General features: G+C 65.6%; 14 protein-coding genes. 5 read left to right on the top strand and 9 right to left on the bottom strand.

Annotation, left to right across the window (positions count from 1 at the left end; translation table 11 throughout):
- Positions 1-46: 46 nt before the first annotated feature.
- The gene (gene dgcA / locus Q8R73_RS08470; protein ID WP_305719094.1) at positions 47-1,057 is read left to right on the top strand and encodes an N-acetyl-D-Glu racemase DgcA; all 1,011 of its coding nucleotides are present in this window, start codon (positions 47-49) and stop codon (positions 1,055-1,057) included.
- Here dgcA and Q8R73_RS08465 read toward each other — a convergent pair.
- Positions 1,027-2,226 (bottom strand): MFS transporter, encoded by a 1,200-nt coding sequence (locus tag Q8R73_RS08465; protein ID WP_305719093.1) that lies wholly within the window; start codon positions 2,224-2,226, stop codon positions 1,027-1,029. The two genes, dgcA and Q8R73_RS08465, sit on opposite strands and share 31 nt — an antisense overlap.
- Before the next feature lie 75 nt (positions 2,227-2,301).
- Between Q8R73_RS08465 and Q8R73_RS08460 the strand changes: the two genes are divergently transcribed.
- The gene (locus Q8R73_RS08460) at positions 2,302-3,564 is read left to right on the top strand and encodes a hypothetical protein (RefSeq protein ID WP_305719092.1); all 1,263 of its coding nucleotides are present in this window, start codon (positions 2,302-2,304) and stop codon (positions 3,562-3,564) included.
- Positions 3,565-3,599: 35 nt separating this feature from the next.
- Here Q8R73_RS08460 and Q8R73_RS08455 read toward each other — a convergent pair whose 3' ends face one another.
- From Q8R73_RS08455 to thiD, 5 genes are all read right to left on the bottom strand, one after another.
- The gene (locus tag Q8R73_RS08455) at positions 3,600-4,583 is read right to left on the bottom strand and encodes a threonine/serine dehydratase (RefSeq protein WP_305719091.1); all 984 of its coding nucleotides are present in this window, start codon (positions 4,581-4,583) and stop codon (positions 3,600-3,602) included.
- Positions 4,584-4,633: 50 nt separating this feature from the next.
- Positions 4,634-5,686, bottom strand: coding sequence for a glycosyltransferase family 1 protein (locus Q8R73_RS08450; RefSeq protein ID WP_305719090.1), 1,053 nt, complete (start codon positions 5,684-5,686; stop codon positions 4,634-4,636).
- Positions 5,686-6,483, bottom strand: coding sequence for a UDP-2,3-diacylglucosamine diphosphatase (locus Q8R73_RS08445; protein WP_371126061.1), 798 nt, complete (start codon positions 6,481-6,483; stop codon positions 5,686-5,688). Before Q8R73_RS08445 ends, Q8R73_RS08450 begins: the two co-directional genes overlap by 1 nt.
- A gap of 217 nt (positions 6,484-6,700) precedes the next feature.
- Complete coding sequence (locus Q8R73_RS08440) at positions 6,701-6,964, bottom strand: DUF3551 domain-containing protein (protein ID WP_305719088.1); 264 nt, start codon at positions 6,962-6,964, stop codon at positions 6,701-6,703.
- A 179-nt stretch (positions 6,965-7,143) separates the two neighbouring features.
- A complete protein-coding gene (gene thiD, locus Q8R73_RS08435) occupies positions 7,144-7,944 on the bottom strand; it encodes a bifunctional hydroxymethylpyrimidine kinase/phosphomethylpyrimidine kinase (RefSeq protein WP_305719087.1) in 801 nt (266 codons plus the stop codon).
- A 237-nt stretch (positions 7,945-8,181) separates the two neighbouring features.
- Here thiD and Q8R73_RS08430 point away from each other — a divergent pair, with 237 nt between their 5' ends.
- Positions 8,182-8,427, top strand: coding sequence for an Lrp/AsnC ligand binding domain-containing protein (locus Q8R73_RS08430; protein ID WP_212437491.1), 246 nt, complete (start codon positions 8,182-8,184; stop codon positions 8,425-8,427).
- A 263-nt stretch (positions 8,428-8,690) separates the two neighbouring features.
- A complete protein-coding gene (locus tag Q8R73_RS08425) occupies positions 8,691-9,851 on the top strand; it encodes a TAXI family TRAP transporter solute-binding subunit (protein WP_305719086.1) in 1,161 nt (386 codons plus the stop codon).
- A gap of 73 nt (positions 9,852-9,924) precedes the next feature.
- On the opposite strand, the gene Q8R73_RS08420 is transcribed toward Q8R73_RS08425, so the two are convergent.
- A complete protein-coding gene (locus tag Q8R73_RS08420) occupies positions 9,925-10,851 on the bottom strand; it encodes a cytochrome c (protein WP_305719085.1) in 927 nt (308 codons plus the stop codon).
- A gap of 163 nt (positions 10,852-11,014) precedes the next feature.
- On the opposite strand from Q8R73_RS08420, the gene Q8R73_RS08415 reads away from it, so the two are divergent.
- Entirely contained in the window at positions 11,015-11,434 is a 420-nt protein-coding gene (locus Q8R73_RS08415; protein ID WP_305719084.1) for a CHRD domain-containing protein, read from the top strand.
- A 113-nt stretch (positions 11,435-11,547) separates the two neighbouring features.
- On the opposite strand, the gene Q8R73_RS08410 is transcribed toward Q8R73_RS08415, so the two are convergent.
- Together Q8R73_RS08410 and Q8R73_RS08405 are read right to left on the bottom strand one after the other, a co-directional pair.
- The gene (locus tag Q8R73_RS08410; protein ID WP_305719132.1) at positions 11,548-11,997 is read right to left on the bottom strand and encodes a cytochrome c; all 450 of its coding nucleotides are present in this window, start codon (positions 11,995-11,997) and stop codon (positions 11,548-11,550) included.
- A 113-nt stretch (positions 11,998-12,110) separates the two neighbouring features.
- Positions 12,111-14,420 (bottom strand): xanthine dehydrogenase family protein molybdopterin-binding subunit, encoded by a 2,310-nt coding sequence (locus Q8R73_RS08405; RefSeq protein WP_305719083.1) that lies wholly within the window; start codon positions 14,418-14,420, stop codon positions 12,111-12,113.
- Between the last annotated feature and the right edge of the window lie 53 nt (positions 14,421-14,473).

Here is a 14,473-nt window from a genome sequence, read left to right as displayed (position 1 = left end):
TACCAGCCATACTTGGCTACGCCGGGCAAGACGGATGGTTCAGAAATTGCCAGATTTTAAAACGACTTCCAGCAAATCTCCTGTTCTTGCCGCCCGAATCGAACGCTGGCCGATCGCCGGTTCCTTCACCATCAGCCGGGGCGCCAAGACCGAGGCGGTGACGGTCGTGGCCGAGGTCAGCCATGGCGGCCATACCGGGCGGGGCGAATGCGTGCCCTATCCGCGCTATGGCGAGACCCCGGAAGCCACGCTGGCCACCCTGCTGGCGATGCAGGAGCCGATATCGCACGGTCTCGACCGCGGGGCGCTGCAGGCCGCCATGCCGGCCGGCGCCGCCCGCAACGCGCTGGATTGCGCGCTGTTGGACCTCCAGGCCAAGATCAGCGGCCAGCGCGTCTGGAACCTGCTGGGGCGGCCGGCGCCATCCGCCTGCACCACCGCCTACACCATTTCGCTGGGTACGCCCGAGGCCATGGCGGCGGCGACCGCCGGAGCGGCGCACCGGCCGTTGCTCAAGATCAAGCTCGGCGGCGACGGCGACGGGATACGAATCGCCGCCGTGCGCAAGGCCGCGCCCCATTCCGAACTCATTGTCGATGCCAACGAAGCCTGGACGCCGCACAACCTGGCTCAAAATCTCGCCGCATGCGCCGCGGTGGGCGTCACGCTGGTGGAGCAGCCGCTGCCGGCCGGACAGGATGACGCGCTGGCGCGGATCGGCAGGCCGGTGGCGGTCTGCGCCGACGAAAGCGTGCACGACCGCAAATCGCTCGATGGACTTCGCGACCGCTACGATGCCGTGAACATCAAACTCGACAAGACAGGCGGCCTGACCGAGGCGCTCGCGATGGCGGACGCGGCGCAGGCGCTGGGATTCGACATCATGGTCGGCTGCATGGTCGCGACGTCGCTGGCGATGGCGCCGGCGATGCTGCTGGCGCGGCAGGCCCGCTTCGTCGATATCGATGGCCCGCTGCTGCTGGCGCGCGACCGCGACGGCGGGCTGCGCTACGACGGCAGCCTGGTCTACCCGCCCGAGGCCGCGCTGTGGGGATGATGGGCAAGCCGGTGCCGCGCCAGCCACATCACGAGGCCGCCTGACAGCGCCATCGCGGCCATCACATAATAGACGCCCTGCCCGTAGCGGGCGAATACCATGCCGGACGAAATCGACGCGATCGAGGTGACGATGCCGGTGCAGGCCGCAAGATACCCCTGCCCCCGCGCCATCACGTGAATGGGCACATGGCGCACCATCAGGCCCATGGTGCCGACCATGGTCAGCCCGAACGTCAGGCCATGCGCCAGTTGCACCACCGCAAGCACCGCGATCGGCGGATCCTGCGCGGTGATCGCCCAGCGCGCGACGGCACTGAGCGCCGCGATCACCACCAGCAGCGCGGGCTGCAGCTTGAACCGCGGCGACAGCGCGAACACCACGATCTCGGCGAGCACGCCGAGCGACCATAGCCCGGCAATGGTCAGCCCGCCGAGCCCCGACTGCTGCCAGGCGATCGACGCGAAGACGTAATAGGCGGCGTGGCTGCCCTGGATCAGCGCCGAGGCGGCAATGATGGCGAGAAAGCCGGGATTGCGCAGCAACGGGGTGGTGCCTTTCGTCGGCGCCGCCGCCGCTCTCGGACTATCCAGCGGCTGCAGCCCGAGGCTCGCGACGGCGCCGAGCGCCGCCACCGACGCGATCACCCAGATCAGCTGTTCGGCGGCGATCAGGTCGACCAGCAGCCCGCAGGCCAGCGCTCCGGCCACGAACGCGGCCGAGCCCCACAGCCGCAGCGGCCCGTAACTCAATCCGTAGCGCGCCACGCCGCGCAGCGCATAGGCGTCCGTCAGCGGCGTCATCGACGTCCACAGGCAGGAGGTGACGACGTAGATCAGGAATACCGCGAGCGGCAGATGCTGGGTTCCGACCAGCGCCAGCCCGAGCGCGGTCGCAAAGGCCGCCACGATCAGCGTGCCGCGCAACGCCTGGCGCCGTTCGGCGAGGCCGGTGATGAACGGCAGCACGGTAAACCGCGTCACCGCGGGGACAGCCGTAATGATGCCGATCCACGCGGCGTCGATCCCGACCGCCTTCAGCCACACCGGGAAGAACGGCAGATGGGTGCCGATCAGGCCGAACAGCGTGCCGTAAAACAGCGCCAGCCGGATGGCGAATCGCCCGGAGGTCGCTTGAGATGCGATGGGGATTTGTGATTCGCTCGGCATCAATTCAATTGCGATTCGTTCGATATCGTGATGATCGTTAACGCAACGCGCTGACATTTGCGCGGTGAGTCTTGCATGGCCGACGAAGCATTTGCCCTGTCCCCGATCTCTGCTCGCGCCGCGCAGCCGAGCGAGGAGGACTATGACGCGATCAGCAAGGCGTTCATGGAAACGTCGCGGGGCCGCTGGTTCCTCGGCGAATACGCCAAGCGCAACCGCAATGCCGACACCAGCATGGTGCTTGAAGCGGTGGCGCGGCTCGAGGAAAATCTCGCCGCCCAGCGGCAACCGCAGCCGGCCGACAACGGGCTCGATGAGGCGCTGGCCGCGATCCGCGGTGCGGTCAACCAGGCCAGGGTAGCGGCGCTCGACGGCCTTGCGCTGGAGGAAAAACTGGGGCCGGTCCGCAAAGGCAGCCGGATCATCCGGGAAATCGCCTGGCGCTGGCGCGAAATCGGCGCCGATGGCCGGATCTGCGATCTGATCGACTCCCAGATCGGCGCCATCGAGGCCGCTTGCGGCGAGATCGCATCGATCAATCCGCTGACCGCGTTCGACGTCATCGAGCGGCAACTCGCGGAATTGAGCGGCGGCGAGGCCGCGGCATCGCCGCAGGCCCCCGCAGGGGACACCCCATCGGCCTCGGCGCCACCGGCCCCATCGGATGAAATGCTCGCCGCCCTGGTGGAGCCGTTGGAGACCGCGACTTCGGCTGCGGCCTCCGCTGACGACTCCGAAGCCGCAGTAAGAGCCTCCTCGGTGCTGGCCGAACAAGCCATCGCGACGGCGGAAGCCGCGACGACGGTGGCGGAGACGGCAGAGGTGGCGCTGGCGGTCGAGACCCAGGATGCGATGGTCGAGACCGCGGACGCCATGGCGGAGACCGCCGACATCGCGGTCGAGGCCGTGGATGCCATGGCGGAAACCGATGATGATGCGACCGAGCCGCAGGGCCTGGCCGGCGAAGCCGCCGATGCCGAGGACAACGCGATCCTCGACATGATCGCGCTCGAAATGGCCGCGGACGATCCGTCCGATTTCGACGATATCGCCGAAATTGAGCCTGCCGAAATCGCCGTCGCGGAACTCGCACCCGCCGCCTCCGTCAGCGCGGCGCCGGAGCCCGAATCCGAGGCGATCGCCGTCGCGGTGGAGCCGCCGGCCGTCGAACCCCTGCTTCAAGCCTCCGGGGAGCCTCTTCAGGCAGCCGAGGAGCCCTCGCTCGGCGCCTCGCTGATATCAAGGGGAATCCTGCATAGGCCCCAGGTGGAGGCGGCCGATCCGCTGGCGCCGATCCGGCGCATGAGCCAGGCCGAGAAGATCGCGTTCTTCTCCTAGGCTCTCTTGTCCTGGGTACTTCGGCGATCTGCTTCTCAGCCGATCAATCGCGCGAACAGATCCGCATCGACATTGCCGCCCGACAGCACGATGACGACGTTCTTGCCGGTGACATCGATGCGGCCGGCCAGGAGAGCAGCGAGGCCGACGGCGCCGCCGGGCTCGACCACCAGCTTCAACTCGCGAAAGGCAAATCCGACGGCGGTACCCACTTCGGCATCGGACGCGGTGATGCCCTGCGCCAGCAGCTGGCTGTTGATGGAGAAGGTAATCTCGCCGGGGATCGCGGCCATCAGCGCATCGCAGATGGTGCGGCCTTTCGAGCCGTGCGCTTCACGTTTGCCGGCGCGCAGCGAGCGCGCATGGTCGTCGAACTCCTCGGGCTCGCCCGACATCACCATGGCCTGCGGATAGCGCGCCTTGATCGCGGTCGCGACGCCGGCGATCAGTCCGCCGCCCGACGCGGGCGCCACCACGATGTCAGGTATCAGGCCGAGTGCCGCCATGTCCTCGGCGATCTCGCGGCCCACCGTGCCCTGCCCCGCGATTACGAACGGATCGTCATAGGGCCGCACCAGCGTGGCGCCGCGTTTGTCGGCGATCTCGCGGGAGATCGCCTCGCGATCCTCGCGGTCGCGGTCGTACAACACGACCTCGGCGCCATAGGCCCTGGTGCGCTCGCGCTTGGAAAGGGGCGCGTCGGCCGGCATCACGATGGTCGCCTGCATGCCGAGCAACTGCGCCGCATGCGCCACGCCCTGGGCGTGGTTGCCGGACGAGAACGCCACCACGCCGCCGCGGCGTGCTTCCAGCGGGATCGACGACAGCTTGTTGAAGGCGCCGCGAAACTTGAACGATCCGGTCCGCTGCAGCATTTCCGGCTTCAGGAAAATCCGGGTCCCCATCCGTTCGCTGAGAACGGACGGCGACAACAGCGGCGTTCGCACCGCGAACGGCGCTATCACGCGCGCGGCCGCATCGATGTCAGCGGATGTCACAGGCAAAATGGCGATTGTCATCCGGGAAAGTTACGCCTGTGCCGGCGGGCGGGCAAGGTGCTTCAAACGGTTCAGCCGACGAAACGCGGCTGGTCCACCTCGAATGGAACCGCGCCGCCTTGCGGATCGATGCGAGCCCTGATGACGTTATCGACGAAGGCGCGGGCTGACGCTTCCCAGCTGTGCCTGGCGGCAAAGGCGAGGCAGGCCCGCGGCGAAAGGCTCAATGCGGAGAGGCATGCGACCTGCAGATCGTCGTGCAACGAGCCGACCGGCGCCGAGCCGATCACGTCGCGGGGACCGGTCACGGGAAACGCGGCGACCGGCAGGCCGCTGGCGAGCGCTTCGAGCAGCACCAGCCCGAACGTGTCGGTCCGGCTTGGAAACACGAAGACGTCGGCGGCCGCATAGGCCTGCGCCAGCGCTTCGCCCTGTCGCGCACCGAGGAACACGGCTTGCGGGTACTTGCGCGTCAGGGCCGCACGCGCGGGCCCATCGCCGACGATCAGTTTGGTGCCGGGAAGATCGAGGTCGAGAAACGCATCGAGGTTCTTCTCCACCGCGACGCGGCCGACACAGAGGAAGATCGGACGCGGCAGGCCGAGATCGACAGGACGCGGATGAAAGTGGCGGATGTCGACCCCGCGTGGCCACAGCACCACGTTGCGAAAGCCGCGCGAACGCAGTTCGCTTGCCAGCGCCGGCGTCGCCGCCATCACCGCCTGGCTGGCGTTGTGAAACCAGCGCAATCCCGCCCAGATCCACGACTCCGGGACAGGCAGGCGCGCGGAAATATACTCCGGAAAACGGGTATGGAAGCTGGTGGTGAAGGGCAATCCATGTTGGCGGCAATAGCGCCGCGCCAGCAAGCCGATCGGGCCTTCGGTGGCGATATGAATGCTGTCGGCACGGGCATCGGCGATCAGCCGGGCGATTTTCCCGGGCGACGGCAACGCCAGCCGCAGGTCCGGGTAGCTCGGCAGCGCGACGGTGCGGAACGATTGCGGGGTGACAAAACCGACATCGACGCCGAGCGGCCTTGCCGCCTCCGCCATCATGGTCAGCGTCCGCACCACGCCGTTGACCTGGGGATGCCAGGCATCGGTCGCGATCAGGATTCGCATCAGGCCGCCTGCGCCGCAATGGCGGGCACCGGCACCGGCCGCCGCAGCGGGTTGGTCCAGCTGATGATCTCGAACCGGCCGTCCTCGTGCTCGACCAGCGCGGTGCAGCTTTCCACCCAGTCGCCGCAATTCATGTAGCGGATGCCGTGCTCGTCGCGGATGACGGCATAATGGATGTGGCCGCAGATCACGCCATCGGCGTCGTGGCGACGCGCTTCGGCGGCCAGCGTCTGTTCGAACGCGCCGATGTAGTTCACCGCGTTCTTGACCTTGAGCTTGGCCCATTGCGACAGCGACCAATAGGGCACGCCGAAGGCGCGCCGGAAGAAGTTGACCAGGCGGTTCATCCGGATCGCGAAGTCATAGGCCTTGTCGCCGAGATGGGCGAGCCAGCGCGCGTTCTGTACCACGAGATCGAAGATATCGCCGTGGATCACGAGATAGCGCTTGCCGTCGACGCCCACGTGAATGGTGTCCTCGACGACGTCGATGCCGCCGAAATGGGTGCCGTAATAGTTGCGCAGAAACTCGTCGTGATTGCCCGGCACGTAGATGATCTTGGCGCCCTTGCGCGCCTTGCGCAGCATTTTCTGCACGAAGTCGTTGTGCGATTGCGGCCAGTACCAGCTGGACTGCAGCGCCCAGCCGTCGACGATATCGCCGACCAGATAGATGGTGTCGGCATCATGGCAGCGCAGGAAATCCAGCAATTGGTCGGCTTGCGAGCCCCGGGCTCCGAGGTGGACGTCGGAGATAAACAAAGTGCGAAAGCGTCGCTCTGGACACTCTTCACTCATCACGTCACTTCCCATGCGCGAGCAGCTAGCAGATTTGCGTGACGGCGCGATGACAGGCCGGCTTGCGCCAGCGAATCAACCACCGATCCTCATCAATGCAAATAGCAGTGCCGCACGACAAACAGGCGACGGCCGCTCCACTCATCGCGAACCTGATCGCTCCCTCATGGTGAGGAGTTCATCGACAGCGCCTTTGTGCAGTCCGGCGCGTGTCTCCTCAGGTGCGTGGCCGCCGGTCGCGTTGTCGCGGCGGCTTTCGGGTGCCGGTGTAGTATGGATTGACGATGCACTGTGCGGCGCGGCCCGATGCCGACATCTGGCACTGTGGCAGCGAGGTATAGGCGCATTCGAAGTAATAGTCGGTAAAACCCTGGTAGATTTGCAGGCAGACCGGATATCGCGGATCATAGGTCTGGGCGCGAGCCGACGGCGCGGCCGAAACCGTTGCGACCATCACAATTGCCAAAGCCAGAACGCGCATCAAAATCTCCCTTCGGATAGCATGGGTCTTCCACCGCATCCCCGAGAACGCGGGCGGCTTCGAACCGTTCCTTTCGGGCAGGGAAGCACAGCCCTGCCTGATCGACAATCGCGGTCATCGACGGCTGAGAGCGGCGATCGGTAGTCAGCGCGGGCGTGCTCGACTTGCGCCGCGTCGCCTCAGTAAAACCGGTGAAAATGATGGATCGGCCCATGGCCATGGCCGACGCCGAGCCGGTCCGCCGCCGCGATCGCGGCGCTGACCCAGGCCTTGGCGTGGCGCACCGCGGTTTCCATGTCCTCGCCCCTGGCAAGACCTGCCGCGATGGCGGAGGAGAGCGAGCAGCCGGTGCCGTGGGTGTTCTGCGTGGCGATGCGAGGGGCCGCCAGCGCGATGGCGCCGCCAGCCGTGACGAGATAGTCGATGCTTTCGGCGCCCTGCCCGTGCCCGCCCTTGATCAGCACCGCGGGACAGCCCATCGCCAGCAGCCGCCGGCCCTGGTTCTCGATCGCGGCCTCATCGGCGGCAACCGCTTCATCCAGCAGAGCGGCGGCCTCCGGCATGTTCGGCGTGATCAGCGACGCCAGCGGAATGAGTTTGGTGCGCAGGCTTTCGACTGCTTCCGCCGCGAGCAGCCGATCGCCCGAGGTCGCGACCATCACCGGATCGAGCACGATATGCTTCGGCGACCATTTCCGCAGTCCCGCGGCGATGGCGTCGATCACCGCGAGGTCCGCGACCATGCCGATCTTGACGGCCCCGACGTCGAGATCGCCGAACACCGCGTCGATCTGCGCGGTGACGAACCCGGCGGGCACCTGATGAATGCCGGTCACGCCCCTGGTGTTCTGCGCGGTCAGGGCCGTGACGACCGAGGCGCCGTAGACGCCGAGCGCGGCGAAGCTCTTGAGGTCGGCCTGGATGCCGGCGCCGCCTGAGGAATCCGAGCCGGCGATGGTGAGCGCGATCGGAATCGTCATGGTTCGGCCCGCGGCAATTTCAGCAATCGGAAATGGGTCATGTCCAGTCCTAACCCGGTGAGCAATTGCCAGCAAGCCACGCTCCTTCCACTCGCACCGCTGCGCTGCCTTTCCCGCTTGCGGGGGCAAGGGCAGCATGCAGCGTTTGACCATCGGTTTTCTTCCCGCGAGCCGGTATCCACGCCGCCTGAAAACGCTATATTGCGTCCGAAGCGACGCTCCCTGGAGACGACAACGATGGTTCCCTTTTTCGTGCAGTTCAAATGCAAGCTCGGCCAGTCCTATGCCGTCGCCAACGCGCTCGCCGAAGCCGAGATCGCCTCGGAGATCTATTCCACTGCCGGAGATTACGACCTGCTGGTCAAGTTCTACGTCGACAACGCCACCGACATCGGCCATTTCGTCAACGAGAAGGTGCAGGTCATTCCCGGTATCCAGGATACCCACACCATCATCACCTTCAAGGCGTTCGGCGGCGGCTAGGCTCTGGACTCGCGAGAGTCGGCGCAACCGCGACGATCACCACGGCAACCCGCTGTGCACCGGCTATCGGACCGGAGCGGCCCAACTGGGCCGTTTGGCCTCCGTCGGAATCGCGCTTCCGGCTTGCGGCGGGGCTGGAAATCCGCGAGCATCGACGCCATGCGCGAGCCCTGCTCCCCGGCGTGAAATGCCTTGCGGGCCACGGGGGGCTTCGGCGACAAGCGCCTCAAGGCTGCAACGACAGCCGCAACGGGAGGAATGGAATGATCAATCCGAGGATGATGCTGGCGGCCATTGCGTTGACGGGATCCGCGATCACGGCATCGACGGCAGTCGCGCAGGTGAAATTGCCGCCCAGCGTGACGATGACGGCATACGACACCGGTACGTCGGGCTTCAACATCACCGTCGCCATCGGCAAGATGTTCAAGGACAAGTACGGCACTGACGCGCGCGTATTGCCTGCCGGCAACGACGTCGCCCGCCTGCAGCCGCTGCGCCTCAAGCGCGCCAGCATCTCGGCGATGGGCGTGGGGGTCTATTTCGCGCAGGAAGGCGTGTTCGAATTCGCGACCCGGGAATGGGGACCGCAGCCTCTCCAGATCACGCTGAGTTCAATCGACTGCAACGGCCTTTCACTCGCGGTCGCCGCCGACACCGGCGTCAAAAGCTACGCCGACCTGAAAGGCAAGCGCATCGGCTTCGTGGTCGGTTCGCCCGCGCTCAACCAGAATGCACTTGCCGTGCTGGCATTCGCCAATCTGACGGCAAAGGACGTCAAGATCGTCGAGTTCGCCGGCAACAATGCGATGTGGAAGGGCATCATCAACAACGATACCGATGCGGTTTTCGGTTCGACGATCTCCGGACCCGCCAAGGAATTGCAGACATCACCGCGCGGCATCACCTGGCCTTCCATGCCGTTCTCCGACAAAGCGGGATGGGAGCGCGTGCGCAAGGTCGGCCCGTATTTCACGGAGCACAAGGCCACCTGCGGCGCGGGTGAATTCTCGAAGGAAAAGCCGATCGAGGTGGGTACCTATCCGTATCCGATCTACAGCGTCTATGGCAGCCAGCCCGAGGACGAGGTCTACGCGCTGACCAAGGCGTTGATCGACGGCTATGACGGCTACAAGGACAACGCGCCCGGCGCCAGCGGGCTTGCGGCAAAGGCGCAGGCGAAGAACTGGGCCGTGCCGACGCACAAGGGCGCCGTCAAGGCGCTGAAGGAAGCCGGCGCGTGGAGCGACGACCAAGAAAAGCACAACAATGCACTTCTGAAGCGGCAGCAGGTCCTGATCACCGCATGGGAGGACTTCATGAAGGGCAACCCATCCGCCGATGCCGCCAAATTCACCGAGGAGTGGATGGCCGCACGGAAAGCGGCGCTGACCAAGGCCGGCCTGACCGATACGTTCTCGTGATGCGGCTTCCACTTCTCCCCTCCTCCCGCAAAGCGGTGGGGAGGGGCGCGTGGGAGGGAGGGACGAAAGACGGCTACGATTTCGCCGCCCTCGTCGGCCGAGGCGGTCCCTCCACCGGCGGCAGCGACTTGATGTATTCCGCCATCGCCGCGCGATCCTCGGATGACAGTTGCGACGTATTGCGGATCACGCGCGCCATCGATCCGCCTGCGGTGTCGCCTTCGGGCGTCTGCCCGGTTTCGAGGAAGAAGGCGATGTCCTTGGCGCTCCATTCGCCGAGCCGCTTCTGCGTGATGTTCGGCACCCAGCCCTCGCCTTCCGGATTCGGTCCGCCGGCGAAACGCTGCGCCGTCACGATACCGCCGAGAAAATTGCGCGGGCTGTGGCATTCGGCGCAGTGGCCGAACCCATTGACCAGATAGGCGCCGCGATTCCACTGCGCCGAGCGCGCGGGATCCGGCCGGAACGGCGTGCCGTCCATGAACAGGAATTTCCAGATTCCGACATTGCGCCTGATATTGAACGGAAACGGCACGTCGTGATCGCGTACCTTGCCGGGCACCGGCGCCAGCGTCTTCAGGTAGGCGAACAGGTCGCGGACGTCCTCGACCCGGGCGATCCCGTAGGAGGCATAGGGAAAGGCCGGGAAGTAATGCGCGCCCGAAGGCGCGGTGCCCTCGAGCACCGCGCTGACGAATTCGGCTTCGGTCCACCGCCCGATGCCGTCGGTCGGATCGGGTGAGATGTTGGGCGAATGGAAGGTGCCGAACGGCGATGGAATGGGGAGCCCGCCGCCAAGCTTCAGACGATCGGGCTGGCCCGGCACGGCATGGCAGGAGGAACATCCGCCGGCATTGAACGTTGTGAGGCCGTTGGCGGTATCCGGTGTGTAAGCCGGCAGTGAATTCGCGACTGTCGTCGCGGGGATCGTCAGCCACCAGAAAATCCCGCCGCCAATGGCGGCGGCAACGACAAGCGCAAGGAAAATTCGCCGCAGCATTCACCGATCCCTCGTCAATGGCCTGAATCCGGAGCCAGTATGGCCGTTATTGCAGCCTTGCGCTGCCTGAAATTTGAGGCCGTTCAAGCGGCTCCGCAGGAATAAATCCGCAAGCGCGCTGTTTGAAACGGTGCGATCACGTCGCGTCAACAGGGAGAAAACCATGTCGAAGAACAGAACCATGCTTGCCGTGCTGGCGTTCGGAGCGGCTATTGCCCTTGCCGCGCCCGCATTTGCCGACAAGATGAAGGTAACGCTCGACAGCAAGGGCGCCGCCGTCGCCTCTGCCGGAAAGGGTACCGCCGACCTCGACTATGATCCCGCCAGCAAGAAGCTGAGCTGGAAACTGACCTATTCAGGGCTTTCCGGTCCCGCGACCGCCGCGCATTTCCACGGACCCGCGGCACCCGGCGCGAACGCCGGCGTCGCCGTGCCTATCCCTAACGCGGCCTCGAGCCCGGTTGAAGGCAGCGCCACCCTGACCGACGCCCAGGCGGCCGACCTGATGGCCGGCAAGTATTACATCAACGTCCATACCGCCGCCAATCCGGCCGGCGAAATCCGCGGCCAGGTGACGAAGTAAGGCTTCGCACAGGGATGACGAAATAAGGCTTCGCACGCGACACATAAAGGGGGCGGACGCTTCAGCGCCCGCCCCCTTCAGTTCCGTAGATGGGTGCCAAGCGGCTGAAACGATCAGCCCTTCTTGAGGCGATAGGTCTCGTGGCAAGCGCCGCATTCCCTGCCGATGCCGGGGAAATTGGCTTTCAGCGAATCGAGGTCCTTGACCTTGGCCTTGGCCTCGGAGACCACCTTGGCGAAGCTGGCAACCTTGGCGTCGTAGCCGGCCTTGTCATCCCAGATCTTCGGGGACGGGCTGAAATCGCCTTCCCATTTGGCGTTTTTGACGCTGGCGGGGAACATGGTCGGCAGCTTCTTGGCGGTGTCGTCGAACTGGTTGAGCGCGGCATCGACCGCGGCCTGGTCGTAGGGCTTTTCGCCCTTGACCATCGGGCCCAGCACCGTGCCCATGTTCCTGCCGTTGGCCTTCATGGTGTCCTGGGCCAGCTTGACGGCATCCTGCTGCGCCAGCACGGCGCCCGCACCGAGCAACAACGTTCCTACCACTATGACAGTTCGCATCATCATTGGTCGAATCCCCCTTCTCTTTGATGGCGCCGATCCGCCTGATCGCGAATGGTGCTGATTATGGCCAAACCCCGCGCCCGGATTTTCATTCCCGGTGCGCGACAAAAAAATCAGAGGCTATGCTGGCGCTGGTGCTCGCGGATCGCGACCCAGACCCGCTCCGGGGTCGCCGGCATGTCGATGTGGTCGATCCTGTATTCGCGCCATAGCCCCTCCACGATCGCATTGACGACCGCTGGACAGGAGCCGATCGCGCCCGCCTCGCCGGCGCCCTTGACGCCCAGCGGATTGGTCTTGCAGGGCACGTTATGGGTTTCGAACACGAATGACGGACCATCGGCCGCGCGCGGCAACGCATAATCCATGAACGTACCGGTGACGAGCTGGCCGTCCTTCGGGTCGTAGACCGCCTGCTCCATCAAGGCCTGACCGATCCCCTGCATCGCGCCGCCGTGAACCTGGCCCGCCAGCAACAGCGGATTCAGGGTCACCCCGAAATCGTCGACGATCACATACTGGACGATGGCGATGATGCCGGTGGCGGGATCGATCTCCACTTCGGCGAGGTGGGTGCCGTTGGGGTAGGTGCCGTCGGCGCTGGTGAAGGTCGCGGCGGCCTTCAGCTTCGATGGATCGACGCCCGGCCGCTTCGCCAGATCGGCGAAGCTGATGGAACGGTCGGTGCCGGCGATCCGAACGAGGCCGTCGCTGATCTCGAGATCGCCGACGCTGGTTTCCAGCGCCTCCGCGGCGATCTCGCGCAAATTCGCACCCAGCGTGCGGGTGGCGCGCTCGACGCTGACGCCGCCGGTCGGAATCGACGCCGAACCGCCGGTGCCGAGGCCGGTGGCGATGCGGTCGGTATCGCCCTGAAAAACGTGTACCCGCTCCGGCGCCAGGCCGAACTGCTCGGCGACGATCTGCGCATAGGCGGTCTGGTGGCCCTGCCCGCTCGACTGCGTGCCGATCAGGATGGTGACGTCCCCGTTCGGATCGAGCGCGACATTGGCGGTCTCCTCGCCCATCGTGCCGCACACCTCGACATAGGTGCCGAGGCCGATGCCGCGCACCAGACCCTGCTTTTTCGCGGCCTTGGCGCGCCTGGGAAACTCCTTCCAGTTGCCGATCTCCATCGCCCGCTTCATATGCGCTGTGAAGTCTCCGGAATCATATACCTTGCCGGTCGCGGTCTTGTACGGCATCGCCCGCGGCGCGATGAAATTCTTGCGCCGGATGGCGTCCGGCGCCATGCCGAGCTTTCGCGCGGATGCATCGACCAGCCGCTCCACCACGTACGCCGCCTCGGGGCGTCCGGCGCCGCGATAGGCGTCGACCGGCACGGTATTGGTGAAGACGGTGCGGACCCGGCAGTGGAAGGCCTGGATGTCGTAAAGCCCGGGCAACATGCCGGCGCCGCCGTGCGGAATGTAGGGCCCGAAGGTCGACAGATACGCGCCCATGTCGCCCATCAAGTCGACATCCATGGCGAGAAACCTGCCGTCCTCGGCCAGCGCCATCCGCGCCGTGGTGAGGTTGTCGCGGCCCTGCGCATCGCCCATGAAATGATCGGCACGATCGGCAGTCCATTTGACGGTCCGGCGCAGCTTCCGCGCGGCGACCGCGACGAGCGCGTATTCGCGATAGGGAAACAGCTTGGTGCCGAAGCCGCCGCCGACATCCGGACAGATCACCCGCATCTTCTCGACCGGGATCTTGAGCACGTTCTGGCACAGTATATCGCGCAGCCGGTGGCTGCCCTGGCTGCCGACCGTCAGCGTCAAATGGTCCCGCCTGGCGTCGTATTCGCAGACCACCGCGCGGGTTTCCATGAAGTTGGTAATGGCCCTGGGATTGACGATCGATATCTCGGCGACCGCATGGGCCTTGGCGAAGGCGGCCTCGGTCGCCTTCTTGTCGCCGATCGGCACGTCGAACAGCACGTTGCCCGGATGCTCCGGCCAGACCTGTGGCGCGCCCTTCTTCACCGCATTGGCGAGGCCGATCACGGCGGGCAGCGGCGTCCAGTTGACCTCGATCGCCTCGATCGCGTCGCGGGCCTGATCGACGGTGTCCGCCACCACGAAGGCGACGGCATCGCCGACATGGCGCACCACACCGTGGGCAAGGATGGCATAGGGTGGGCCGGTGAACGGGTCGACTTCCAGATTGAACAGGCAGGGAAGACCGCCAAGATCCTTGACGTCGTCGGCCGTCAGGATCGCCCCGACACCCGGCAGGCTTTTGGCGCGGGTGGCATTGAGGGTGAACTTCGCATGGGCGTGAGGCGAGCGCAGCACCAGCGCATGCATCGAGGCCTGCGGCGCGTGATCGTCGGTGTAGCGGCCCTTGCCGCGAATCAGCGCGTCATCTTCCTTGCGAAGGACGCTTTGACCGACGCCGAACTTGATGGGAGCAGCCATCGTATCTCCGGTTCTGGAATTATAATCATTCCATATTGCAGCGGTTCGCCTGC

This window comes from Bradyrhizobium sp. (genome assembly GCF_030697065.1).
GTDB lineage: Bacteria > Pseudomonadota > Alphaproteobacteria > Rhizobiales > Xanthobacteraceae > Bradyrhizobium.
The sequence above is the reverse complement of the archived record's forward strand: the minus strand, read 5'-3'. Positions and strand labels throughout refer to the sequence as shown.